Origin of the sequence: Nocardia lijiangensis NBRC 108240 (assembly GCF_001613045.1) — a bacterium.
GTDB lineage: Bacteria > Actinomycetota > Actinomycetes > Mycobacteriales > Mycobacteriaceae > Nocardia > Nocardia lijiangensis.
In genome coordinates this window covers 1-22,775 of record NZ_BDBP01000066.1, presented here as the reverse complement: position 1 = coordinate 22,775, position 22,775 = coordinate 1, and the positions used below count along the sequence as shown (strand labels likewise).

20 protein-coding genes and 2 pseudogenes are annotated in these 22,775 nt (G+C 70.2%); 9 read left to right on the top strand and 13 right to left on the bottom strand.

The window, feature by feature from the left end; translation table 11 throughout:
- Nucleotides 1-115: 115 nt before the first annotated feature.
- On the top strand, nt 116-1,849 hold the full coding sequence (locus NL1_RS23465; protein WP_067843199.1) for a glycerol-3-phosphate dehydrogenase/oxidase: 1,734 nt from the start codon (nt 116-118) through the stop codon (nt 1,847-1,849).
- Nucleotides 1,850-1,851: 2 nt separating this feature from the next.
- Here the strand turns inward: NL1_RS23465 and NL1_RS23460 are convergent, their stop codons facing one another.
- The 6 genes from NL1_RS23460 to NL1_RS23440 form a co-directional block, all read right to left on the bottom strand.
- Entirely contained in the window at nt 1,852-2,442 is a 591-nt protein-coding gene (locus NL1_RS23460; protein WP_067843302.1) for a TetR/AcrR family transcriptional regulator, read from the bottom strand.
- A 35-nt stretch (nt 2,443-2,477) separates the two neighbouring features.
- Nucleotides 2,478-3,866 carry a hydroxysqualene dehydroxylase HpnE gene (gene hpnE, locus NL1_RS23455; RefSeq protein WP_373862587.1) on the bottom strand — a complete coding sequence of 463 codons (1,389 nt, stop codon included), beginning with the start codon at nt 3,864-3,866 and terminating at the stop codon, nt 2,478-2,480.
- A 44-nt stretch (nt 3,867-3,910) separates the two neighbouring features.
- A complete protein-coding gene (locus NL1_RS23450) occupies nt 3,911-4,744 on the bottom strand; it encodes an MBL fold metallo-hydrolase (RefSeq protein ID WP_067843194.1) in 834 nt (277 codons plus the stop codon).
- On the bottom strand, nt 4,744-5,307 hold the full coding sequence (locus tag NL1_RS23445) for a TetR/AcrR family transcriptional regulator (RefSeq protein WP_067843191.1): 564 nt from the start codon (nt 5,305-5,307) through the stop codon (nt 4,744-4,746). Before NL1_RS23445 ends, NL1_RS23450 begins: the two co-directional genes overlap by 1 nt.
- Before the next feature lie 43 nt (nt 5,308-5,350).
- Nucleotides 5,351-5,530 (bottom strand): hypothetical protein, encoded by a 180-nt coding sequence (locus NL1_RS37810; protein ID WP_156095004.1) that lies wholly within the window; start codon nt 5,528-5,530, stop codon nt 5,351-5,353.
- Between the two features lie 708 nt (nt 5,531-6,238).
- Nucleotides 6,239-6,697 (bottom strand): DUF6194 family protein, encoded by a 459-nt coding sequence (locus NL1_RS23440; RefSeq protein WP_067843189.1) that lies wholly within the window; start codon nt 6,695-6,697, stop codon nt 6,239-6,241.
- Between the two features lie 63 nt (nt 6,698-6,760).
- Here NL1_RS23440 and NL1_RS23435 point away from each other — a divergent pair, with 63 nt between their 5' ends.
- Nucleotides 6,761-7,474, top strand: a complete 714-nt coding sequence (locus tag NL1_RS23435; RefSeq protein ID WP_067843186.1) for a MerR family transcriptional regulator — start codon at nt 6,761-6,763, stop codon at nt 7,472-7,474.
- A 124-nt stretch (nt 7,475-7,598) separates the two neighbouring features.
- On the opposite strand, the gene NL1_RS23430 is transcribed toward NL1_RS23435, so the two are convergent.
- Complete coding sequence (locus NL1_RS23430; protein WP_067843183.1) at nt 7,599-8,438, bottom strand: SDR family oxidoreductase; 840 nt, start codon at nt 8,436-8,438, stop codon at nt 7,599-7,601.
- Complete coding sequence (locus NL1_RS23425) at nt 8,435-9,382, bottom strand: patatin-like phospholipase family protein (RefSeq protein ID WP_067843299.1); 948 nt, start codon at nt 9,380-9,382, stop codon at nt 8,435-8,437. The genes NL1_RS23430 and NL1_RS23425 overlap by 4 nt, the downstream gene beginning before the upstream one ends.
- A gap of 68 nt (nt 9,383-9,450) precedes the next feature.
- Between NL1_RS23425 and NL1_RS23420 the strand changes: the two genes are divergently transcribed.
- The gene (locus NL1_RS23420; protein WP_067843180.1) at nt 9,451-10,068 is read left to right on the top strand and encodes a TetR/AcrR family transcriptional regulator; all 618 of its coding nucleotides are present in this window, start codon (nt 9,451-9,453) and stop codon (nt 10,066-10,068) included.
- Between the two features lie 15 nt (nt 10,069-10,083).
- Here the strand turns inward: NL1_RS23420 and NL1_RS23415 are convergent, their stop codons facing one another.
- Entirely contained in the window at nt 10,084-10,629 is a 546-nt protein-coding gene (locus tag NL1_RS23415; protein WP_067843177.1) for a histidine phosphatase family protein, read from the bottom strand.
- Nucleotides 10,630-10,752: 123 nt separating this feature from the next.
- Nucleotides 10,753-11,340, bottom strand: a complete 588-nt coding sequence (locus NL1_RS23410; RefSeq protein ID WP_067843174.1) for a TetR/AcrR family transcriptional regulator — start codon at nt 11,338-11,340, stop codon at nt 10,753-10,755.
- A 41-nt stretch (nt 11,341-11,381) separates the two neighbouring features.
- Between NL1_RS23410 and NL1_RS23405 the strand changes: the two genes are divergently transcribed.
- From NL1_RS23405 to NL1_RS23385, 6 genes and pseudogenes are all read left to right on the top strand, one after another.
- A complete protein-coding gene (locus tag NL1_RS23405) occupies nt 11,382-13,025 on the top strand; it encodes an acyl-CoA dehydrogenase family protein (protein ID WP_067843172.1) in 1,644 nt (547 codons plus the stop codon).
- 216 nt (nt 13,026-13,241) lie between these two features.
- Entirely contained in the window at nt 13,242-13,637 is a 396-nt protein-coding gene (locus tag NL1_RS23400; RefSeq protein ID WP_156095003.1) for a hypothetical protein, read from the top strand.
- A gap of 60 nt (nt 13,638-13,697) precedes the next feature.
- Nucleotides 13,698-15,605, top strand: a pseudogene (locus NL1_RS40435) (DEAD/DEAH box helicase); the annotation flags it as partial.
- Between the two features lie 147 nt (nt 15,606-15,752).
- Nucleotides 15,753-18,836: pseudogene (locus tag NL1_RS40430) on the top strand (Lhr family ATP-dependent helicase); the annotation flags it as partial.
- Nucleotides 18,837-18,851: 15 nt separating this feature from the next.
- The gene (locus NL1_RS23390) at nt 18,852-19,631 is read left to right on the top strand and encodes a DNA-formamidopyrimidine glycosylase family protein (protein WP_067843163.1); all 780 of its coding nucleotides are present in this window, start codon (nt 18,852-18,854) and stop codon (nt 19,629-19,631) included.
- A gap of 190 nt (nt 19,632-19,821) precedes the next feature.
- Nucleotides 19,822-21,777, top strand: a complete 1,956-nt coding sequence (locus NL1_RS23385; protein ID WP_067843296.1) for a GMC family oxidoreductase N-terminal domain-containing protein — start codon at nt 19,822-19,824, stop codon at nt 21,775-21,777.
- Nucleotides 21,778-21,784: 7 nt separating this feature from the next.
- Here NL1_RS23385 and NL1_RS23380 read toward each other — a convergent pair whose 3' ends face one another.
- From NL1_RS23380 to NL1_RS38225, 3 genes are all read right to left on the bottom strand, one after another.
- Nucleotides 21,785-22,159, bottom strand: a complete 375-nt coding sequence (locus tag NL1_RS23380) for a DUF742 domain-containing protein (RefSeq protein ID WP_067843161.1) — start codon at nt 22,157-22,159, stop codon at nt 21,785-21,787.
- A complete protein-coding gene (locus NL1_RS23375; RefSeq protein ID WP_373862586.1) occupies nt 22,156-22,548 on the bottom strand; it encodes a roadblock/LC7 domain-containing protein in 393 nt (130 codons plus the stop codon). The genes NL1_RS23380 and NL1_RS23375 overlap by 4 nt, the downstream gene beginning before the upstream one ends.
- A 10-nt stretch (nt 22,549-22,558) precedes the next feature.
- The coding region (locus tag NL1_RS38225) for a hypothetical protein (RefSeq protein WP_162272762.1) at nt 22,559-22,775 on the bottom strand (217 nt) is incomplete at its 5' end.

The window sequence follows — 22,775 nt, the reverse complement described above, 5'->3', positions numbered from 1 at the left end:
CCGCACCGACCGGCGCTCGGCGTGGCGATTCGCATAGCCTGTACCTGAACAGCTCGAACGGTGCCCGTGAAGACCCAAACGTCCGACGCAGGCGCGTCGGCTGGAGGAGTCGAGCATGACCATGAAACCGGAATCGCAGTTCCTCGGCCCGGAACAGCGCCATACGGCCTGGCAGCGGTTGGGCAAGGAACATTTCGACGTGATCGTCATCGGCGGTGGCGTCGTCGGCGCGGGCATCGCGCTCGACGCGGCGACCCGTGGTCTCTCGGTCGCGCTGGTAGAGGCGCGGGATCTCGCCTCGGGCACCTCGAGCCGGTCGTCGAAGATGTTCCACGGCGGGCTGCGGTATCTCGAGCAGCTGGAAATCGGGCTGGTGCGGGAGGCGCTGCGGGAGCGCGAGCTGTCGCTGGCCACCTTGGCGCCGCACCTGGTGAAGCCGCTGCGTTTCCTCTACCCGCTGACCCGCCGCGTGTGGGAGCGGCCGTACGTCGCGTCGGGGCTGGTGCTCTACGACACCATGGGCGGCGCGAAATCCGTTCCCGGACAGCGGCACCTGACGCGGGCGGGGGCGCTGCGGCTGGCGCCTGGCCTGCGGCGCGATTCGCTGATCGGCGGCGTCGGCTACTACGACACGGTCGTCGACGACGCCCGCCACACCATGATGGTGGCACGCACGGCCGCGCACTACGGCGCGGTCATTCGCACCTCCACCCAGGTCGTCGGGTTCCTGCGGGAATCGGATCGGATCGTCGGCGTGCGGTTCCGCGACACCGAGGACGGGCGTTCGGGCGAGGCGCGTGGACACGTGGTGATCAACGCGACCGGCGTGTGGACCGACGAGGTCCAGGCGCTCTCGCACAACCGCGGCCGGTTCCACGTGCGCGCCTCCAAGGGCGTGCACGTCGTGGTGCCGCGCGACCGGATCGTCAGCGACACCGCGATCATCCTGCGCACGGCCACCTCGGTGTTGTTCGTCATCCCGTGGGGCGCGTTCTGGATCATCGGCACGACCGACACCGACTGGAATCTGGACCTGGCGCACCCGGCCGCCACCAAGGCCGACATCGACTACCTGCTCGATCGGGTGAACCAGGTGCTCGTCACCCCGCTCACGAGCGACGACATCACCGGCGTCTACGCGGGTCTGCGTCCGCTGCTCGCGGGCGAGAGCGATTCGACCTCCAAGCTCTCCAGGGAGCACGCCGTCGCCAGGATCGCGCCGGGACTGGTCGCCATCGCGGGCGGCAAGTACACCACCTACCGGGTGATGGCCTACGACGCGGTGAACGAAGCGGCGCAAGACATTCCGGCCCGGGTCTCGCCGTCGATCACCGAGAAGGTGCCGCTGCTCGGCGCGGACGGCTATTTCGCGCTGGTCAATCAGACCGTGCAGCTGGCCGAGGCGTACGGCGTGCACCCGTACCGTGTCAAGCATCTGCTCGATCGCTACGGGTCGCTCATCGACGAGGTGATGGCGATGGCCGCCGGTAAGCCGGAACTGTTGCAGCCGATCACCGAGGCGCCCTCGTACCTCCAGGTGGAGGCGGTGTACGCGGCGGCGGCCGAGGGCGCGCTGCACCTGGACGACATTCTGGCCCGCCGCACCAGGATCTCCATCGAGTACTCGCACCGGGGCGCGCACTGCGCCGAACAGGTGGCCCGGCTCGTTGCGCCGGTGCTCGGCTGGGACGAGGCCGAGATCGATCGCGAGATCAGGACCTACCAGGCCAGGGTCGAGGCCGAGATCCGTTCCCAGACCCAGCCCGACGACGCCTCGGCCGATGCCCTGCGGGCCGCCGCCCCCGAGCCGCGCCCGCAGATCTTGGAGCCGGTACCCACCGACGGCTGAACTCAGGATCGGCCGAGCGCAGAGGAAGGCGCCTCGACGCCGACCGCCCAGTCCACCAGCGAGCGCAGGTAGCGCAGCACGAGTTCGTCCGGATAGGTCGCCGGGTCGGTCAGATGCAGGCGGGCCAGTTCCTCGATGGCGGCGAGCATGATCCGTTCCGTCGCGCCGTTCGGATCGATGGTGACCCCGGCGTAGCGGGACAGGTGTCGCGCGCCGATGGCCCGCGCGTAGGTGCGACCGGTCTCGAGCCGGTCGCGCAGCTCGGGCGGGCCGCCGTCGGGCGGACTGAGCATGATGCGCCAGCTGGTCGGCGCGGCGTGCAGGTAGGCGAGCACACCGCGGCCGACCTGGTCGACGTCGTCGGCGGTGCCCACCCAGTCCACGCTGCGCACACCGGCCATGGCGATCGCGGTCTCCCGGTCGAGCAGCGCGGACATCAGGCCGGATAGATCGGTGAACTGCTGGTAGACCAAGGCTCGGGCGACGTCGGCGGTGCGGGCGACGCGCTCGATGCCGACCGCGCCGAATCCCTCGGCGGCGACGATGTCGCGGGCCACGTCCAGAAGCTGGGTGCGCCTGTCGGCGGCGGACATGCGCCGCTTGGGCGCGCGGGAGGCTTGCTCCGTGGTCACGGCACAGACGGTAGCGCAAGCAGCAGGTCCACCGCCTTGGCTGCGCTCTGCGCCGCGCTCTCCATGGTCGCCGACCAGTCGGTGGCGGTCCAGTCGCCCGCCAGCACCAGGGTGGGCACCGAGGTGCGCTGGCCCGGTCGCAGCCCGTGGGTGCCGAGCACTTGGGAGAAGGTCGCTTTCGGCATGCGCACCACGTGGGCCTGCACGACTCGGGCCGAGGCCGCCGCCGGGTAGTAGCGGCGCAGCAGGTCGAGTTGTTCGGCGACGATCTCGTCGTTGGTCTTGTGGATCTGCTCGTAGGCGCCGCTCGTGGTGAGGCAGTACAGCCAGGCCTTGTCGGTGCTGCGCCCGGTCATCAGCTGGCGATCGAAAACTTCGTCGATGATGCCGGTGCCGCCGATCAGCGCCTCGAATTCGGCCGTGGTGCCCAGCGGGCGGTCCAGGTAGAGGTTGGTGCTCACGATCGGGGTGTGGCCGAGTTTGTCTGCCGCGGCGTAGATTTCGGCGTGCTCGGGCAGGTCGTCGAGCAGACCCGCAATCGAGGAGTTGGGCACCGCGCAGACCACCGCGTCGGCGGGCAGCACCGAGCCGTCGGCCAGCGCGATGCCGGTCACCTTGCCGTCTTCGATGTGGATGCGCCGTGCCACGGCGCGATGCCTGACCTCCACCCCGTGCCGCTGGAAAACCCGTTGGGCCCCGGTGACATACAGCGTGTCGAGGTCGGTCGTCGGATAGCCGATGGTGACCGGGCGCCGGTGCCGGACGCCGAGCCGGATGCCGGTCGCCAGCACGTCGGCGAACACCTTCGCCGATTCCCGCTGCACGGGCTCGGCGGCGATGCCGAGCGCTAGCCAATCCCACAGTGCCTCACGGGCAGTGGCGGGCATGCCGATCCGCTGGAACCACTGGTCGGTGGTGAGATCGGCCAGATCGGCAGGCTGGCGCAGGCATTGCCACCCGAGGCGCAGGGTGGCCGTGGCCGCGCGCAGCCGATCCAGGGCGCTCGCGTCGGGATGCGCGCCCGTGAACGTGCGCAGCGCCCCGAATCCCTTGGTGGACATGCTCGCCGCGCGCCCGTCCGGCCAGCGGAGCGTGGCCCGGTGCGGGAAGGCGACGAATTCGCGGGTGCCGACGCTGGTGAGGTAGCGGAACAGGTGCTCGTAGCCGCTGGCGATCACGTGCTGGCCGTTGTCGGGCGGATCGTCGACGGCCTCGACCCGCATGGCGTGGGTGCGCCCGCCCAGCCGTCCGCGGCGCTCCAGGAGCGTGACCTGTTTCCCTGCCTCGGCAAGCCAGACCGCGGACGCGAGCCCCGCCAGTCCTCCGCCGATGACCACATAGCGCCGCGGATCGTCCATGGCCGCACCCTCTCCCTTAACTGACATTTTGTAAGTTAAGCGAGAAGGCGTGCGCGGTCAAGGGTTTCGGCTCAGGCGGGCACGCCCTGGAAGGCGCGCAGCTCGGCGGCGTTGTGCGCGGAGAAGATTCGTACCCGCGCGCCGTGCTCGCGGAGCAGATCGCGCAGGCGCTGCTGGTTCTCGCGCCGCGGTCCGCCGAGGGTCTCGACGCTCCGCTCGAACAGGGTGACGCCGAGCGGCTGGTGCGGATGCGCGAGATCCAGTTGGCCGGGATGGAAATACGAGTCGCCCGCGGCGAGCAGCCAGCCGTCGCCGGTGTCGACGGCGATGCCCGCGTGGCCTCGGGTGTGCCCCGCCAGCGGCACGAGCAGCAGGCTCGGCGGCAGCCCGGCCAGGTCGCGCACGGCCTCGAAGCCGAACCACTGCTCGCCGTGATCGGTGTAGGAGTGCCATTTCGGTCCGTGCTCGAATTGTGCCGCGCGGTAACGGAATCGCTCCTGTGCGGTGTGCGCGCCACGGAAGGCGCGCAGCTCTTCGTCGTAGACGTGCACGGTGGCGTGCGGGAAATCGGCGAGGCCGCCCGCGTGATCCAGGTCGAGGTGGGTGAGCACGATGTCGCGCACGTCCTCGCGGCGGAATCCCAGCGCCTCCACCTGCCGCACCGCGGTGCGCTCCAGGTCGAAGACCGGGCGGGTGAGGTTGACGAAGCGACGGCCGAGCCATTCGTTCGGGCGGAGCACGCTCTGCTCGCCCATTCCGGTCTCGATCAGGACGAGCCGGTCGTCGAGTTCGAGAAGCAGGCAGTGGCAGACCATTTCGGCCCGGCGCAGCAGGCCGGGCGCGCCGTCGAGCAGTTTTCCGCCGAAGGGGCGCATGGTGCCGCAGTCGAGGTGGTGGATGCGCATCAGGACAGCTCCCGTTCGAGGGTGGTGCGGAGGTGGTCGGCGACGGTGCGCAGCGGGGCGACGTCGCGCTGGGTCTTGGCGAGCATCAGCCCGCCCTCGAGCATGGTCAGCGCGACGACCGAGAGCTGCGCGGCGCGCTCCTCGTCGACGCCCTTGTCTCGCAGGAACTCGTCGATCGCTTCCCGCCACGAGTCGAATCCGGCGACGCAGGCCTGCCGGATCGGCTCGCTCTCGGCGGCCGCGTCCAGCGCGACCGTCGCGAGCGGGCAGCCGCGCTGGAAATCGGAGTCCAGCAGATTCTGGGCCAGGGCGTCGAACACCGCGTCCGTTTCGCCGCCGGCGAGTATCGCGCGCAAGGTGTCGCGCAGCTGCGCGCTGGACTGGGTCAGCGCCTCGGCCGCGAGCTGCTCTTTGCCGCCGGGGAAGTGGAAGTACAGCGAGCCCTTCGGGGCGCCGCCCGCGCTGACCAGTTGGTTCAGGCCAGTGGCGTGATAGCCCTTGGTGTGGAAGAGGTCGGCGGCAGCATCGAGGAAGCGCTGCCGCGAGTCGGTTCGTGGGGACACGAGGTCACGGTACCTCGAGCTATGACGACCGGTCTAGTTATGTTCAGCGCGACGAGTGCTGGGTGACGCTCGGGTGCGGAACTTCCGCGGTGCCCGTCGGCTGCGGCGAATTCAGGAGTAGGTAGCTGAAGACGGCCGTCGCCATCAGCGCGACCAGCGCCGCGACATATTGCACGGCAATCGCACGGGGCGAGCGCGAGCCCCGCGTCGATCGGGTCGTCATCGTTCCTGCTCCTGTTGGGTGAGTAGCGGTCGGCCGCAAGGGCTGTCGTCGGCGAGGGCCGAACTGTTAGCAACTGAGTGGCAACTAACACTCCGCGGCCGCGCGTATCCCTGCGGACCCGGCGCCGCGCCCTACTCAGATGACTGCCATGCGAACAGGAACGGTTTCCGACGCGCGCGCGTCCACCACGTGAACTTCCGGCTCGCTGCGCCGACCCCGAAGCGCCCTCGCCCCACGAATCGTGGTCTGCCTACGGTCGCCTCGATCGCCTGGCTTGCTCTCAGCTCGAACGCAATACGAGCGCCGAGGACAAGGACCTTCCGATGAGGAGAAACGGCCGCAGTTGCCGCCATGATCGGCGTGCTTGCGTTGGCACCGCTGGCGCCCGCCAGCACCGCGCCCGCACCTACCGCACGCCGGTGGCCGACGGCTGCTGGCCTGTATCCGGGAGCGACGCGTGCTGAGCGGCTCGCTGCGCTTCCTGCACCGCTGTCCAGGCCAGCGAAGAGTCCTCGCAGAGCCTTCATACGCTTCGCAAAGGTTGCGGGCCCTGCGAAGCGTATGAAAGGTCTGCGAGGACGCCGACGCCGGTTAGCCACCGATGTCGAGGCTGCCGAGCTGTTGGTGTGGGACAGGTATTTTCGCCGCTAGGTGCACGCCACAACCGGCGCGAACCAGCCTGTGCGTATGCGTCGCCGGCGGGTCTGATCAGGTGCGGCGCTGGCGGCGCGAGCGGGCGAGGTTGTGGGCGGCTGTAAGTAGTTCCCGCACTGCTGCTTCCGTGCGTGGGCCCGGATTCACTACGGCAAGCCATCCTTGGCTGCCGTAGACCGGGTGCGCTATCAGGGTGTCGGTGGCGCTCGGGTCGGTGTCATGTGGATCGGGGTCGCGGGGCGCGCGGCCTGTCCGGCTCTGGAAGGCGTCCTTTCCGGCGAAGAAGTTGACGCGGAAGGTGCCGGGCCTGTCCAGGTGCGAGGTTTCGTCGCCGGGGTAGTTCTTCGTCACGATCGTGGCGAAGGGCTGCGTGCGCGGGACGACGCCGTCGGGTGCGTAATAGAAGTACGTGTCGCCCCAGCTGACTTCGGGGGAACCATCGCCGGGTTGTGGCCGCAACGTCAGAACGCCGTCGAGTCCCGCGACGAATTCGATGATCTCGTCCATCTCCATGTGTTCTAGCGTTTCATTCATGTGCTTGTGGAGACTTCGCGCCGAGAAGGTCGAGATACCGGGATGACAAGTCGCAATTCGCCTGGACTGCGCACGGTCGACATCGCCAGGCGGGCGGGCTGCTCGGTCCAGCAGGTGCGCAACCTCGAACGTGATGGGGTCCTGCCTCCGGCGACGCGTACCGCCGCCGGTTACCGGACCTACACGGAGTCGCACCTACATGCCGCACTGGCGTATCGCGCACTGGCGGTCGGCGCGGGCCCGGTCGAGGCCAAGCGGATCGTGCGCGCCGCGCACGCGTACCCGGGTTCGGACCTGTTCGCTCGCCTGGACGCCGCGCACGCCCGGCTCGATACGGAGCGCCGGGATCTGGAGCTGGCGAAGCAGGCGGCGGGCGCGATCACCGTCGAGCCGATGGACGATATCCGGCCCGCGGACTCGATGGGCGTCGCGGAACTCGCGGGCGCGCTGGGCGTGCGGCCCTCGACCCTGCGGCACTGGGAAGCCGAAGGGCTCCTCGCCCCCCGTCGCGGCACGCCGCAGGGCGCGCGAGAGTACGCACCGAGCGACGTCCGAGACGCGCGGATCATCCATCAGCTACGGATGGCCGGTTACCGGATCGCCCCGCTGCGCGCCCTGATGCCGGAGCTACGCCGCGCCCGCAGATGGCACGAGATCTCGTCCGTGCTGGCCGCGCGAGACGCGAGCATCGATGCCCGCTCGCGCGCCCTGCTCGACGGCGCCGCAGCGCTCGGCATGGTGCTCACGTCGACGTGATCGTTCCTGAGGCCTTGCCTGCTGCCGTGACAGACGGCCCGGGGCCGCCGACGCACGGACGATGCTGATCGACAGCCGGTTGCGCGCCAAAGGATTTCGATGCCGACACCGAGGCGCGGGTGGTTCACTCCGTGATCGCGCGGACCTGTTCCTCGTACTTCGCCCGCACGTCCGCGTCGGCGGGGCTCAGCGCACGGTTGCCGTCGAAGAGCTTGCGGACCAACTGCACAGCGCGTTCCGGCGCGGCGGCGAGGGCGATGTCGAGGGGGCCGAGGTAATTCGGCACGGCCACTTCGTCTTTGCGGCTCTGGAGGGTCCCCACGATCGCGGCGGCGACGTCTTCCGGGTCGACGGTCGGCATCCCGCGGCCGAGGGTCAGGCCGGAGGACAGCCGGGTGCGCACGGCCGAAGGCAGCACGCAGCTGACGCTGACACCATGCTCGGCGAACTCCACACGCGTTGCGGCCGAAAGCCCGACGGCGGCGAACTTGCTGGCGTTGTAGACGGCCAGGCCGGGGATCGGGATCTTGCCCGCCAGGGAGGCGACGTTCACGATGTGCCCGCGTCCGCGCGCGATCATTCCCGGCGCCACCGCGCGCATGCCGTGGATCAGGCCCCAGACGTTGATGTCGAAGGTGGCGTGCCCGACCACGTCGGGCTCGTCGAGGAACGCGCCCGCGGGCATCACGCCCGCATTGTTGACCAGGATGTCGATGTGGCCGAGATCGGCGACGACCTTGTCCCACTGGTCGCGCACGCGCACGTCGAGTGCGAAGGCGCGGGCGCCGATGGCCGCGGCGGCGGCTTCGGCCGCTTCGGTGTCGACGTCGGCGATGGCGACGTGGGCCCCGGCGTCGGCGAAGAGCTGGGCGGTGGCCTGGCCGATGCCGCGGCCCGCGCCGGTGATCAACACCCTGGCGTCCCGCGGATCGATGGCGGGGTATCCGTGACCGAGGATTCTCATGCGAAGACTCCTTGTTCTAGGGCGCGGCGGGTGCTGCGCAGGCTGTGCCGGAAGGTGTCGAGGCGGCGCCGGCCGTCCATGAAATTGGGGCCCATCACCGCGAGATCCTCGGCGGTGGCGCCGAGCATCAGCACCCGGGTGCCCGCGGCGCGCAGGTCGGCGATCTCCGCGGCGAGCTGGGCGCTCATCCGGTCGCGCAGCTGACGCTCCAGAAAATGGCCGGGACCGGTGGCAGGCACGCGCGACGCGGAGGCCATCGGCGCGAGCACCACAACCTCGTCCAGCTGCTGCCCGACGAGCAGATCGACCGACGCCGTCGACCCGGCGCCGCCGTCCACGAACCGGCGACCGGCAATCGAGACCGGCGGCAGCCAGCCGGGGATTGCCCAGGACGCGCGCAGCGCCTCGCCGATGGTGGCCTCGGGAGCGTCCGGCGCGCCGAACGGAACCCGTTCTCCGGTGGCGTAATCCATGCTGACCAGCCAGGTCGCGGGGTGCGGCACCCAGGTGCGGTCCGGGTTGAGCCGCTCGGCGAGCCGTTGTAACCACCCGGCGTCGCCGCCGCCGATCGGCAGCAGGCCACTGCCCGCGGTCAGCAGCCGCTGCGCCGAGCCCGCTCCGCGCAGACTCAGCCGCGGTGCGCCGAGGCGCGGCCGTGGCAGCGGCGGGAATCGTCCCGGTTCGTCGCGCAGGTGTGCGAGCAGGATCGGGTTGGTGCTCCGGCCTTCCTGCATGGCGACCAGGTCCTCGACGCCGATGCCGCTGCCGAGCATGGTCACCATTTCCGCGCCCGCCGAGGTGCCGATCAGGACGTCGGCCTCGCGCGGATCCCAATCGAGCACGTCGCGCACCGCAGCGAGCGCGGCGACGATCCACGCGGCGCCGACCGTGCCGCCGCAACCGATGGCCAGGCCACGTCGCTGTGACCGGTTGTTGTTACCCATGGTTTCGAACACTAGCAGAATTCAAATTCTCTCGGTATCCGAAATCTTGCGGTACGTAGAATCGCGGCATGGCACGACTGACCCGGTCCGAGAGTCAGGCCCGCACCAGGGCGGATCTGATCGCGACGGCACGCGATCTCTTCCTGATCGACGGCTACGCGAAGACCTCCATGGAGCGGGTCGCGGAGGAGGCCGGTTACTCGAAAGGCGCGGTCTACTCCAACTTCCGCACCAAGAAGGAGTTGTGCTTGGCGGTGCTCGAGCACATCCACGCCACCAAGTTCGGCGAGGTCGCAGAACTGGTCGCCGCCGACGCGAGCCTGGACGACCGGCTGGTGCGGCTTCAGGAGTGGGCCGAACGCACCCTCGGCGATGTCGGCTGGACGATGCTCGAATTCGAATTCGCCACGCTCTCCCGCGACGATCCCGACCTGCGGGCCGCGCTGGTGTCCAACCTCGGCGCGGTGCGCGGCGCGGTGGCCGCGCAGTTGCAGACCCTGGCCGACAGTCTCCGGCTGGTCTTGCCGATGCCCGCCGAAGACGCCGCGGCCACGGTGCTGAGCCTCGGTCTCGGGCTCGGCATTCAGCGCGCCATCGACCCGTCCCTGTCGGCCCGGCTGATCACCGACGCGGTGCGGCTGTTGCTGAACGTCGCCGAACTGTCGACGTCGTCGCGCGCCGAGTGAGCTGGGGCTCCGAGTTCACGGAGAGAAGTGCAGCGTCCATTCGCCGCGATAGTGCAGCCGGGTGACGCTGCCCGGCGGAATATCGATCCGCCAAAACGATTTCGGCGGGGCGTCCAGGGTGACCAGCAGCGCCGCGCGGATCACGGCGGGATGGGTGACAGCGACGGTGGACATGCCACCGGACGCGATCTCGGCCATCCAGTACCTGGTCCGCTCGATCACGTCCAGCACCGACTCCCCGCCGTGCCCGCGGAACTGCGGGTTGGTCAGCCAGGCGTAGAGCTCGTCCTGCGGCACCGACATCAGCTCGCCGCCGCGCCACGCGCCCGCATCCAGATCACGCAGCCGGTCGTCCTCCTCGCCGGGCAGGCCGAGCAGGGCCGCGGTCTCGACGGTGCGACGTTCCGGTCCGGTGAGCACCCGCGGCGCGGTGAGCGGCGTGCAGCCGGCGATGGCGCGGCGGCCCGCCTCGGTGAGAGATTCGTCGACTGGAAAGCGTGCCTTTCGCATCGCCTCGGTCATCCCATGGCTGACCAAGTCGAGTCTGAGCACCTTCTGCACGGTGGAAGCGTACGACCCGGCGCCGGGGAGCGGACCTTTATCCCTCGCTAGGTGGCTAGACGGGCGCCACCGGGTAGCGCGCGGTTTGCCTTTCGGTCACGCGTCGTGGGCTCGAATCTGTCCTCACTTCGTTGTGGGGAGGGCGAGGGTGGCTGCGACGTACCGCCACAGCAGCGCGGTGGCCGTTTCCGTTGACACGCGTGGCACGGTGCGTAGCTGCTGCGCCAATGCGTGGCGCAGTCCTCCGATTATGTAGGCGCCCGCGCTGTCGGCGTCGATGTCGGCGTCGAGTTGACCGAGTTGCTGGCCGCGCCGGATGTTGCGTGCCGTGGCATCGCTGACGCGCTGGATCAGCAGAGGTTCCAGTTCGGCAATCTGCGGATCGGGGGCCGCGCGGTTCAGGAAGATCTCGGCGAGCGGATCGGCGAAGTGGTACTCGACGATTCGGCGCGTGCGTTCGCGCTCCCGTGCGCTCCAATCGGACTCGTCCGGCAGTCCCTCATCGGACAAGAGCGAGTCGAGACCGTCGTAGAACGACGTGTAGATCGCCGTGACCAGTCCGGCCTTCGACCCGAAATGGTGGTAGAGAGCTCCGCTCGTGACCCCGGCCCGCCGGGTGACCGAGGCGAGGTCGAGGTTGCCGTTCCCGGCCACGAGTTCGGCCCTAGCCGCGGTGAGGAGCTGTTGACGTCCCAGTGGTGCGCGTGCCATGGTTTTAGCGTAACACAACTACGTTATGTTTGGGAGACGTAATGACCCATGTGGTCTTCAACCAGGTTCCCCCGCTGACCGGCCACAATCCGGCCGACGATCCGGCTCTGCTCGAGGGTCTGCACCGGGACGGGGGCGGCGAGGCCGAGGCCGAGGTCCGGGAGGTCGGCGCCATGGCCGCCTCGGAACAGGTCCAGGCGTGGGCGCGGCAGGCCAACGCTCATCGACCTGTCCTGCGCACCCACGATCGGTATGGGCACCGCATCGACGAGGTCGAGTTCGATCCCGCCTGGCACGAGGTGATGGCTCGCGCGGTCGGATACGGGTTGCACGGATCGGCCTGGGACGACGACCGGCCCTACGCACACCTCGCTCGGGCGGCGAAGCTGTACGTCTGGCCGACGGAGGCCGGTCACATCTGCCCGATCTCGATGACCTATGCCAGCGTCGCCGCGCTGCGGCAGAGCCCCGCCCTGGCGAGTTCCTATGAGCCGCTGCTGGTCTCGCGGTCCTATGATTTCGGGCTTCGACCGCCGCTCACCAAGACGGGCCTGATTGCGGGTATGTCGATGACCGAGAAGCAAGGAGGCTCGGATCTGCGCGCCGTCACCACCTGTGCCGTGCCGCAGGCCGACGGCTCCTATCTGGTCACCGGACACAAGTGGTTCACCTCGGCCCCGATGAGCGACATCTTCCTGCTCTTGGCCCAGGCGCCCGGCGGGCTGTCGTGCTTCCTGCTCCCGCGGGTCCTACCCGACGGCACCCGCAACCGCATGCACTTGCAGCGGCTCAAGGACAAACTCGGCAACCACTCCAACGCCTCCGCCGAGGTCGAGTACGACGCGGCGACGGCCTGGTTGGTCGGCGAGGAAGGCCGCGGTGTGCCGACAATTCTCCAGATGGTCAATCTGACCCGATTGGACTGTGTGATCGGCGCTGCGTCGGGCATGCGCGCCGGCCTCACTCGAGCTATCCACCACACCGCTCATCGCCGTGCGTTCGGCCGCCAGCTCATCGACCAGCCGCTCATGCGCAACGTCCTGGCGGATCTGGCCGTCGAGGCCGAGGCCGCCACCACCTTGATGACCAGGCTCGCGGCCGCGACCGACCGGGCGAAGAACGGCGACGAGGCCGAAGACCACTTCCAACGGCTCACGCTCGCCGTGGCGAAGTACTGGCTGTGCAAGCGTTGGCCGACACATATCGCCGAAGCCCTCGAATGCCTCGGCGGCAACGGCTATGTCGAAGAATCGGGGATGCCCATGCTCTACCGTGAAGCCCCGGTTCTCTCGATCTGGGAAGGCTCCGGCAACGTCGCAGCGCTCGACGTGCTGCGCGCCATGGCCAAGCAGCCGGAGACCGTCGCCGCTTTCCTCGCCGAAGTCGACAAAGCCGCCGGCGCCGACCGGAACCTCGATGCCGCCGCCGATCGTCTGCGTACCGAGCTCGGCGCCCTGCTGACCGCCGACGATCTGGACCTGGTCCAAGCCGGCGCCCGTCGCCTCGTCGAAACCATGGCCCTCACCCTGCAGGGCTCGCTCCTGGTCAGGCACGGACATCCAGCCGTCGCAGACGCGTTCTGCGCCACCCGGTTGCACCGCGACTGGGGATCCGCCTACGGAACTCTGCCAACGGCCCTCGACACCACCCCGATCATCGAACGGGCCCTCCCCAAAGTCATCTAGCTGGAAATTGTTGAGAGGTTTCGACAGCAGAAACGATCAACACCGGTCGGGACGCTCCCGAGAGTGGGCAGACGTGGAGCGTTCCGATGAGTTCGGCCCACCCGGGGCCTCGAATCGCATGACGACCGGCGAGTCTTGGCCCCACTCGACAGGCTCGGTCGAGGACTCGGCGTAGGTAGGATCCGCGGCGGCGATGGGAGTGGGATGTCGGAGGTTGTGCACCTGACGGCGGTTGATTCTGCGGGCGTGCTCCGGCCGGTCGTGCTTCGTCTGGGTGAGCCGTCGGTGGCGCGGGTGGAATTGATCGGTGAGGGCGCGTTCGGGTCGATCGATGATGACTATCTGAGCCGCCTGCTCGCTGTCCGCGAGTACCTGGAGGAGCGGGGCCTGCTGTTGTGTTGTCAGGGCGCTCGGCCGGATGTGTGGCCGTCGGGCATGTTGCGGCAGTTCGAGAATGGTCGGCGGGCATACGTTCTCGACCGTGATCGGCGCGGTGAGGAGCTCGAGGTGGTGAACATCTTCGCTCCGGCACCTGCCGCGATGGTCGTGAGCGTGTTGGAGCAGGGCAAGGCTGTGTTCGCGTTTCACGGCTTGCCTTGGCGAGGAGAGTAGAGCGGCCGGTTGCCGCTGCGCGGCCGGGTGCCTGTCGGTGGCGGGGTGCAGACTGATCGCATGGCCACGTTCTCCACCGCCATGTTCTCCCGCGCGACCCAGGAATGGTTCGACGGCGCCTTCCCAGCGCCGACCTCGGCCCAGCTCGGCGCGTGGCAGGCCATCGCGGCCGGCGAACACACCCTGGTCGTCGCGCCCACCGGCTCGGGAAAGACCCTCTCGGCGTTTCTGTGGGCGATCGACGAACTGGCCGCGCGGGAGCGACGGGAGGGCGAGGCGAAAAAGCGCCGGACACGCCGCCGAAACGACGAGAACGCGGACAACGAGGTCGCCCACGCGGGTACGACGGTGCTGTACGTGTCCCCGCTGAAGGCGCTCGCGGTGGACGTGGAGCGAAACCTGCGCGCGCCGCTGGTGGGCGTCACCCAGACCGCCAAACGCCTCGGCCTCGACCCGCCCGACATCACCGTCGGCGTGCGCTCCGGCGACACCAGCGCCGCCGACCGGCGCGCGATGCAGCGCACCCCGCCCGACATCCTGATCACCACGCCGGAGTCGCTGTTCCTCCTGCTCACCTCCGCGGCGCGCGAGACCTTGCGCACCGTGCGGACGGTGATCGTGGACGAGGTGCACGCCATCGCCGGTTCCAAGCGCGGCTCCCACCTGGCGTTGTCGCTGGCCCGATTGGACCTGCTGACCGAGCGGCCCGCCCAGCGCATCGGACTCTCGGCCACCGTGCGGCCGCCGGAGGAGGTGGGCCGGTTCCTGGTCGGCAACGCGCCGATCACCATCGTGAGGCCGCCCGCACCCAAGACCTTCGACCTGTCGGTGCGGGTGCCGGTGCCCGACATGACCGAGCCAGGCGAATCCGATCAGCCCGGTTCCATCTGGCCGCACGTCGACGAGGCCATCGTCGACCTGGTTCTCGACCACAACTCCTCGATCGTCTTCGCGAATTCGCGCAGGCTGGCCGAGCGGCTCACGGCCCGGCTGAACGAGGCGTACGCGGCCCGGCTCGGCGATCCGATCGACACCGCGCACGCCCCGCCCGCGCTGCTCGGCGCGTCCACCGAGGTGATTCACGGTGCCGACCAGCTGCTCGCCCGCGCGCATCACGGTTCGGTGAGCAAGGAGCAGCGCGCGCTCATCGAGGACGACCTGAAGAGCGGCCGCCTGCGCTGCGTGGTCGCGACGAGCAGCCTGGAACTCGGCATCGATATGGGCGCGGTCGACCTGGTGGTGCAGGTGGAGGCGCCGCCCTCGGTGGCGAGCGGCCTGCAGCGCATCGGGCGCGCCGGGCACCAGGTCGGCGAGATCTCCCGCGGCGTGCTGTTCCCCAAGCACCGCACCGATGTCATCCACTGCGCCGTCGCCGCGCAGCGGATGGTCACCGGACAGATCGAGGCGATCCAGATCCCGGCCCACCCGCTCGACATCCTCGCCCAGCAGACCGTCGCGGCCTGCGCGCTCGAGCCGGTCGACGTGGACACCTGGTTCGACATCGTGCGCGGGACCGGCAGCTACGCCGGGCTGCCGCGCTCGGCCTACGAGTCGGTGCTCGACCTGCTCTCCGGCCGTTATCCCTCCGACGAATTCGCGGAACTGCGCCCCCGGCTGGTGTGGGATCGCGACGCGGGCACGCTCACCGGCCGTCCCGGCGCGCAGCGGCTGGCGGTGACCTCCGGCGGCGCGATCCCGGATCGCGGCATGTTCGCGGTGTACATGGTGGGTGAACGGAATTCGCGGGTCGGCGAACTCGACGAGGAGATGGTCTACGAATCCCGCGTCGGCGACGTGTTCGCCCTCGGCGCGACCAGCTGGCGCATCGAGGAGATCACCTTCGACCGTGTGCTGGTGACACCCGCCTTCGGACAGCCGGGCAGGCTGCCGTTCTGGCACGGCGACGGTCTGGGCAGGCCCGCCGAATTGGGCGCGGCGCTGGGCGAATTCATTCGCAAGGCGGGTCGGGAGTCCGCCGAGGCGCTGGTCAGGGCGGCCCAGCCTACCGACGGTGCAGCGCCTCCGCCCCGAAAGGCTCCGGCCAAGCGCGGGAAAGGTGGCCCAGCGGGCGATTCCGGTCCGAAGGCGGAGACCGACGGTTTCGGCCGCATCGTTCGCGCCGCCGGACTCGATGACAACGCCACCGCGAATCTCGTTACCCTGCTGGAGGATCAGCGCACCGCCACCGGTCAGTTGCCGACCGACCGGACCTTGATCGTCGAGCGGTTCCGCGACGAACTCGGCGACTGGCGGCTGGTGTTGCACTCGCCCTACGGCCTGCCGGTGCACGCGCCGTGGGCGCTCGCGGTCGGTTCGCGGCTGCGCGAGCGATTCGGCGTGGACGCCGCGCCGACCGCCTCCGACGACGGCATCGTGGTGCGGCTGCCCGACACCACCGACGATCCGCCGGGCGCGGAGCTGTTCGTCTTCGAACAGGACGAGATCGACGACATCGTCACCGAACAGGTCGGCGGCTCGGCGCTGTTCGCATCCCGGTTCCGCGAATGCGCGGCGCGTGCGCTGTTGCTGCCGCGGCGCGATCCCGGCAAGCGCGCCCCGCTGTGGCAACAGCGGCAGCGCTCGGCGCAGCTATTGGACGTGGCGCGCAAGTTCCCGGACTTCCCGATCCTGTTGGAGACGGTGCGCGAATGCCTGCGCGACGTCTACGACCTGCCGAACCTGCGGGATCTGCTCGGCCGGGTCGCGCGCAGGCAGGTGCGGATCGTCGAGGTGGAGACCGCGACGCCTTCGCCGTTCGCCAACGCGCTCCTGTTCGACTACATCGGCCAGTTCATGTACGAGGGCGACAGCCCGCTCGCCGAGCGAAGGGCCGCCGCGCTCTCGTTGGATTCCGGCCTGCTCGCCGAGTTGCTGGGTCGCGTAGAACTGCGCGAACTGCTCGATCCCGCGGTGCTCGAACAGACCGAACGCGAACTGCAACGGCTCACCCCGGAACGACGCGCGCGCGACGCCGAGGGCCTCGCCGACCTGCTGCGCCTGCTCGGGCCGCTGACGCCCGAAGAGGCGGCGCTGCGCAGTGTGGGTGCTGTGCGGCCGCACGGTGCCGACGAGGCGGTGCCGCGCCCTGTCGATGACGTGCTGCCGTCCGGTGCCGATGATGCAGTGCTGCATGGTGACAACGCGGCGGTGCCGCGCGCTGCCGATGATGCGTTGCCGAGTGGTGTCGATGATGCAGTGCTGCACGGTGACAACGCGGCGATGCCGAGTGGTGTCGATGATGCGTTGCCGAGTGGCGCCGACGACGCGGTGCCGCGCGGTGCCAACGAGGCGGCGCCGAGTGGCGCCGACGAGCAAGCGATGGCGGATTCGGGCGCCGCCGACGAACCAGCGGGCGATCCGCGTCCCTGGTTCGCCGAGCTCGCGAAAGCCCGGCGCGCGCTGGAGGTCTCGTTCGCGGGCCGGACCTGGTGGGTGGCCGTCGAAGACGCCTCCCGCCTGCGCGACGCACTCGGGGTCCCGCTGCCGATCGGCACCCCCGCCGCGTTCATCGAACCGGTCGCCGACCCGCTCGGCGACCTGATCGGCCGCTATGCCCGCACGCACGGCCCGTTCAGCACCGAGGCCGCCGCCGCGCGCTTCGGCATCGGCCCCGCCGTCGCCGCCGCGGCGCTGCACCGCCTTGTGGCCGAAAAGCGCGCGGTCGAAGGCGAATTCACGCCGGGGGCGAGCGGTTCCGAATGGTGCGACACCCAGGTGCTGCGGCGGCTGCGGCGGAGGTCGCTCGCCGCGGCGCGGCACGAGGTGGAGCCGGTCGCGACCGCGGCCTTCGGGCGCTTTCTGCCGTCCTGGCAGCACGTCGAGACGGGCGAGCTGCGCGGCGTCGACGGTGTCGCGGCCGTGGTGGAACAGCTTGCCGGAGTGCCCATTCCGGCCTCGGCGTGGGAGTCGCTGATCCTGCCCGCCCGCGTCCGCGACTATTCGCCCGCGATGCTGGACGAGCTGATGGCCACCGGCGAGGTGATGTGGTCCGGGCACGGCGCCATCACGGCCAAGGACGGGTGGATCGCGCTGCACCTGGCCGAGCAGGCCTCGTTCACGCTGGCGCCGCCGGACGAGATCGAGCTGTCCGAGGTGCACCTGCGACTGCTCGACGGGCTCGGCGCGTCCTTGTCGGCGCGGGCGCCGCTCACCTCGGGTCCGCCGGACCGAGACGCGGTGGCGCTCGATGGCGCCCCTGTCGCGGACGAGCTCCCGGCCGATGCCTCAACGCCCAGAAGCGATGCCGAGCCCGTCCGGCTGCCCCCGGTGCTGCACGGCGGCGGCGCCTATTTCTTCCGCCAGCTCTCCGACACCACCGGTCTGCTGGACGACAAGGCGGTGGCCGCGGCGCTGTGGGATCTGGTGTGGGCGGGTGTGGTCTCCGGCGACACCTTCGCACCGGTACGTGCCCTGCTCGCGGGCACCTCGCGCACCACGACCGCGCACCGAACCCCGCGCCGCGCGCCCCGCGGCCGCGCCTACCTGCCCCGCCCGAGCATGCCGACCAGGTCCGGACCGCCCGCCGTCGCGGGGCGCTGGTCGCTGCTGCCGGAACGCGTCGCCGACAACACGATTCGCGCGCATGCCACGGCCGACACTCTCTTGGAGCGCTACGGCGTGCTGACCAGGGGATCGGTGCAGAACGAGGGCGTGGCGGGCGGTTTCGCGCTGATGTACCGGGTGCTCACCGAATTCGAGGATCGCGGCCGCTGCCGCCGCGGCTACTTCGTCGACTCGCTCGGCGGCGCGCAGTTCTCCACCACCGACGTGGTCGACCGGCTGCGCTCCTTCGACACCGCCCGCTACGGCGATCCGGCCCGGCAGGGCAACGCGCTGGTCCTGGCCGCCTGCGACCCCGCCAATCCCTATGGCGCGGCGCTCGGCTGGCCCAAGGGCGACGGCGACAGCGGCCATCGGCCGGGCCGCAAGGCGGGCGCGCTCGTCGTGCTGGTGGACGGCGAGCTCGTGCTCTACCTCGAGCGCGGCGGCAAGACGCTGCTCACCTTCACCGAGGACCCGAACGCGCGCCAAGCCGCCGCGACGGAACTCGCCGAGCTGGTCCGGCGCCGCCGGGTCGACTCGCTGGTGATCGACCGGGTGGACGGAGAAACGGTGCACGGCAACACCTTCGCGGGCTTCCTCACGGAGGCGGGCTTCTCCGCCACGCCGCGCGGCCTGCGGCTGCGGAGGCAACCGTGACGGCGGGGGCGGTCCATGCCTGAGGGGGACACCGTCTTCCTGACCGCGCACCGGCTGCGGCTCGCGCTAGCCGGAAAGACGCTGGTGCGCAGTGATTTCCGGGTGCCGCGATATGCGACGGTGGACCTCGTCGGCGACCTGGTCGAAGAGGTCGGCAGCTACGGCAAGCACCTGTTCATCCGCACCACCACCGCGAGTATCCACACCCACCTGAAGATGGAGGGGGAGTGGCGCACCTACTGCGCGGGCGAGCGCTGGACCCGGCCGCGGGTGACCGCGCGCGTGGTGCTCGGCACCGATGACACCGAGGCCGTCGGCTTCTCGCTGGGCACCGTCGAGGTGCTGGGCCGCGCCGACGAGCACACCGCGACCGATCACCTCGGCCCCGATCTGCTCGGCGCGAATTGGGATGCGGCCGAGGCGGTTCGGCGCCTGGCGTGCCATCCCGCGCAACCCGTCGGCCTTGCCCTGCTCGACCAGCGCAATCTGGCGGGCATCGGCAATATCTACCGCAGCGAGGTCTGCTTTCTCCGCAGAGTGCACCCGGCCACCCCGGTCGCCGCGGTGCCGGATCTGCTCGCCCTGGTCAACGAGGCGCATCGCGTTCTCACCGAGGCGGCGCACCGGCCACCGTGGCGAGCCCTGGTCTACGGCCGTCAGCGCCGTCCCTGTCAGCGCTGCGGCACTCGGATCGAGGTGCGGCCGCTGGGCGAGACGAGCCCGGCGTCGGATCGCCTCACGCAGCGCGAGCGCGGCATCTACTATTGCCCTCGCTGCCAACCCGAACCGGCGTGAACGCGCACCGTGAACATCGCCCACGAAGTTGTTCTGCATTCTCTGTAAATGCTGACGGTGCCCTATATGGTTGGGTTGTAAATCTGGCTTTACGCCGGTAAATCTCCGGAGTAGGGTTCGAGCTCGGTGGAACTCAAGTGAGCCGCAATTCCGATTGCGCCGCACGGTTTTCGGGCTCGGGGAGGACGCGATGGAACTCACGGCAGGGCAGCGGGCGGCGCTGGAGCTGATCTGCGACACGTTCGCGCCCGGCGACGGCCTCGCGCTGCCGCCCGCCTCCGCACTCGGCGTCGCCGACGTGGTGGTCCAGCTGCTCTCCCGCAATCCGCGCGAGGCCGAACGCAAACAGGTGGCGACGCTGCTCGGCCTGTGGGATTCGCCGGTTCTCGGCCTGCTCGCTGGCATGGGTCCGCGCCGGTTCTCCGCCCGCTCGCAGGCCGATCGCGAACGGCTGCTGCTTCGCCTGGGCGAATCGCGGTTCGGGGCCAAGCGCGCGATCTTCCAGGCGCTCAAGCAAGCCGCGCTGCTGGCGTACTACACCACGCCGGGACCCGACGGCAGCAATCCGCTGTGGAAGGAAATGGGCTATCCCGCCCCGCCCGGACCGCTGCCCGGCGCGCCGAAGCCCGCCCTGCATCCGGTGCGGCCCGAGGCAGGCGGCACGCTCGACTGCGACGTCGTCGTGGTCGGTTCCGGTGCGGGCGGCGGCGCGGCTGCGGCGGTGCTGGCCGAGGCGGGTCTCGACGTGATCGTCCTGGAGCGCGGCGAGTACTACGACGACGCCGATTTCGGCGCCGGGGAACTCGATGCGCTGCTGAACCTGTACGCGCCGGGTCCCGCGGCCACCGCGGAAGGCCAGCTCACCCTGGTGGCGGGCACCTGCCTCGGCGGCGGCACGGTGGTCAACTGGAGCACCTCGCTGCGCACCCCCGACGAGGTGCGCGCGGAATGGGCGAGCCTGGGCGCCACCCAGTTCGCCGACGACGAATACAGCACGGCGCTGGACGCCGTGGAGCGGCGGCTCGGCGTCACCTACGACCGCTCGCCCGGCTCGGCGCGGGACGGGGTGCTCGAACGCGGACTCGCGGCGCTGGGCTGGGACGTCGCCCCGCTGCCCCGCAATGTCACCGCGGCCTGCGACGCGGGCGTGGAGTGCGGTCGCTGCGGCTACGGCTGCCGGCTCGGCGCGAAGCAGACGGTGACCAAGACCTGGCTGGCCGACGCGGCCGCGCACGGCGCGCGTCTCGTGGTCGGGGCCGACGTGCGGCGCATCGAGGTGGCACGTGGCCGCGCCGAGGGCATTCGGGCGGTGACCGCCGACGGTGCGGAGTTCACGGTCCGCGCCCGGGCGGTGGTCGTCGCCGCGGGCGCCATCCAGACACCCGCGCTGCTGCGCCGCTCCGGACTGCGAAACAAGAACATCGGCGATTACCTGCGGCTGCATCCGGCCTCGGCGGTGTTCGGCGTCTTCGACGAGGAGATCCGGCCGTGGGAAGGCGGGCTGCAGACCCGGATCTCGCGCAAGCACAGCGATCTGGACGAGCACGGCTTCGGCGTGATCTACGAGACCGGCCCGCTGCACCCCGGCCTGCTGGTCGGCTTCATGAACTGGCGGGGCGGCGCCGAGCACCGCGCCGCCATGCTGGACCTGGCACGCACCGCGGCCGTCGGCGTGATCACCCGCGACCGCGACCACGGGCGCGTCACGGTGGACCGGGCGGGCGAGCCCGTCGTCCGCTACCGGCTCTCCGAGCACGACCGTGATCACCTGCACACCGGGATCGCGGGCGCCGCAAGCATTCTCGAGGCGGCGGGCGCGCGGCGCGTCTTCTCCGGGCATCAGGCGGGCGCGGTGTACGAGCCGGGGGTGAGCGGCTCGCACGCGGAGTTCGCCGCGGCCTGCCTCGCGGCCGGGTACGAGCCCGGTCGCTGCGGGATGGGCGCGCTGCACATCATGGGCTCGGCGCGAATGGGCGGATCCCGCGACATGTCGGCGACCGATCCCGACGGCGCGACCTGGGAGGTGCCCAATATCGTCGTCGCGGACGCGTCCTGCTTCCCGACCGCGTCCGGTGTGAACCCCATGGTGTCGATCGAGGCGATCGCCTACATGAACGCCAAACGCCTTGTCGCGCGGCTGAGTTGAGCGGGGTTCAGAGCGACTGAATTCCCTTGAGCACGGCGCGCAGCACATCCACGTCCCGCGGACCTGCCTCCGGCGTGGGTTCGGGATCGCGGAAGTCGAGCAGGCCGTCGTCGATGAGATCGCCGACCAGGATCTTGGTCGAGGTCAACGGCAGGTTCAGTTGCGCGGCCAGTTCGGCGATGGACTGCGGCTCGCGGGCGAGCCGCATGATCTCGGCGTATTCGGGTTCGGTGCGGCGCAGCGTCCGCGATCCGGCGCGCACCACGAGGGTGAGCATGTTCAGCTCGGGGCGGCCACCGCCGGAGCGCCCGCGGGTGACCGCGTAGAGGCGGACGAGGGGGCCCGCCTCCTCGTCGAACCAGGACTCCCGCGGGTCGTTCATGGCCGTCGCGAACCGACCTCGTCGAGCGGTTGCGGGCGCGGGTCGACCGAGAGGTGCGCGCCGACGCGCTGCACGGTTTGGTTCATCTCGTAGGCGACCATGCCCATGTTCGCGTTCTCGGCGGTGAGCACCGCCAGGCACGCGTTGTCGCCGGCGGCGGTGATGAACAGCACCGCACGGTCGAGTTCCACCACCGTCTGGCAGACACCGCCCGCGTCGAAATGACTACCCGCGCTGCGCGCCACGCCGTGCAGGGTGGAGGCCATCGCGCAGAAGCGTTCCGCGTCCGAGCGATTCATCGCCGTGCTGTGGCCGAGGAGCAGCCCGTCGGTCGACAGCACGACGGCGTAGCGGACATCGAGCAAGCGTTCGACGAGATCGTCTAGCAACCAGTCGAGACTACGGGGCTTTGAGGTCGTCACCGGCACCTTCCTGCGGGTCGGAGATCGTTGCGGTCGGGTCGTCGACACGGTTCAGGCGGCCCTGCCGGGTGCCGTTCTCGATGGCCGACATGAGCGTGCGCGCCTCTTCGGCGGTGCGCGTGCGCGTTCCCGCGGCCCCGCCCGGCCGATCGGGCGATTCGGCGGGCGCGTCGGGGCGGCGGCGCCGCGGCAGC

Coding starts and splice junctions, on each gene's coding strand:
- NL1_RS23465 (WP_067843199.1), top strand. CDS start 116: ATGACCATGAAACCGGAATCGCAGTTCCTCGGCCCGGAACAGCGCCAT.
- NL1_RS23460 (WP_067843302.1), bottom strand. CDS start 2,442: ATGTCCGCCGCCGACAGGCGCACCCAGCTTCTGGACGTGGCCCGCGAC.
- hpnE (WP_373862587.1), bottom strand. CDS start 3,866: ATGTCAGTTAAGGGAGAGGGTGCGGCCATGGACGATCCGCGGCGCTAT.
- NL1_RS23450 (WP_067843194.1), bottom strand. CDS start 4,744: ATGCGCATCCACCACCTCGACTGCGGCACCATGCGCCCCTTCGGCGGA.
- NL1_RS37810 (WP_156095004.1), bottom strand. CDS start 5,530: ATGACGACCCGATCGACGCGGGGCTCGCGCTCGCCCCGTGCGATTGCC.
- NL1_RS23440 (WP_067843189.1), bottom strand. CDS start 6,697: ATGGAGATGGACGAGATCATCGAATTCGTCGCGGGACTCGACGGCGTT.
- NL1_RS23435 (WP_067843186.1), top strand. CDS start 6,761: ATGACAAGTCGCAATTCGCCTGGACTGCGCACGGTCGACATCGCCAGG.
- NL1_RS23430 (WP_067843183.1), bottom strand. CDS start 8,438: ATGAGAATCCTCGGTCACGGATACCCCGCCATCGATCCGCGGGACGCC.
- NL1_RS23425 (WP_067843299.1), bottom strand. CDS start 9,382: ATGGGTAACAACAACCGGTCACAGCGACGTGGCCTGGCCATCGGTTGC.
- NL1_RS23420 (WP_067843180.1), top strand. CDS start 9,451: ATGGCACGACTGACCCGGTCCGAGAGTCAGGCCCGCACCAGGGCGGAT.
- NL1_RS23410 (WP_067843174.1), bottom strand. CDS start 11,340: ATGGCACGCGCACCACTGGGACGTCAACAGCTCCTCACCGCGGCTAGG.
- NL1_RS23405 (WP_067843172.1), top strand. CDS start 11,382: ATGACCCATGTGGTCTTCAACCAGGTTCCCCCGCTGACCGGCCACAAT.
- NL1_RS23390 (WP_067843163.1), top strand. CDS start 18,852: ATGCCTGAGGGGGACACCGTCTTCCTGACCGCGCACCGGCTGCGGCTC.
- NL1_RS23385 (WP_067843296.1), top strand. CDS start 19,822: ATGGAACTCACGGCAGGGCAGCGGGCGGCGCTGGAGCTGATCTGCGAC.
- NL1_RS23380 (WP_067843161.1), bottom strand. CDS start 22,159: ATGAACGACCCGCGGGAGTCCTGGTTCGACGAGGAGGCGGGCCCCCTC.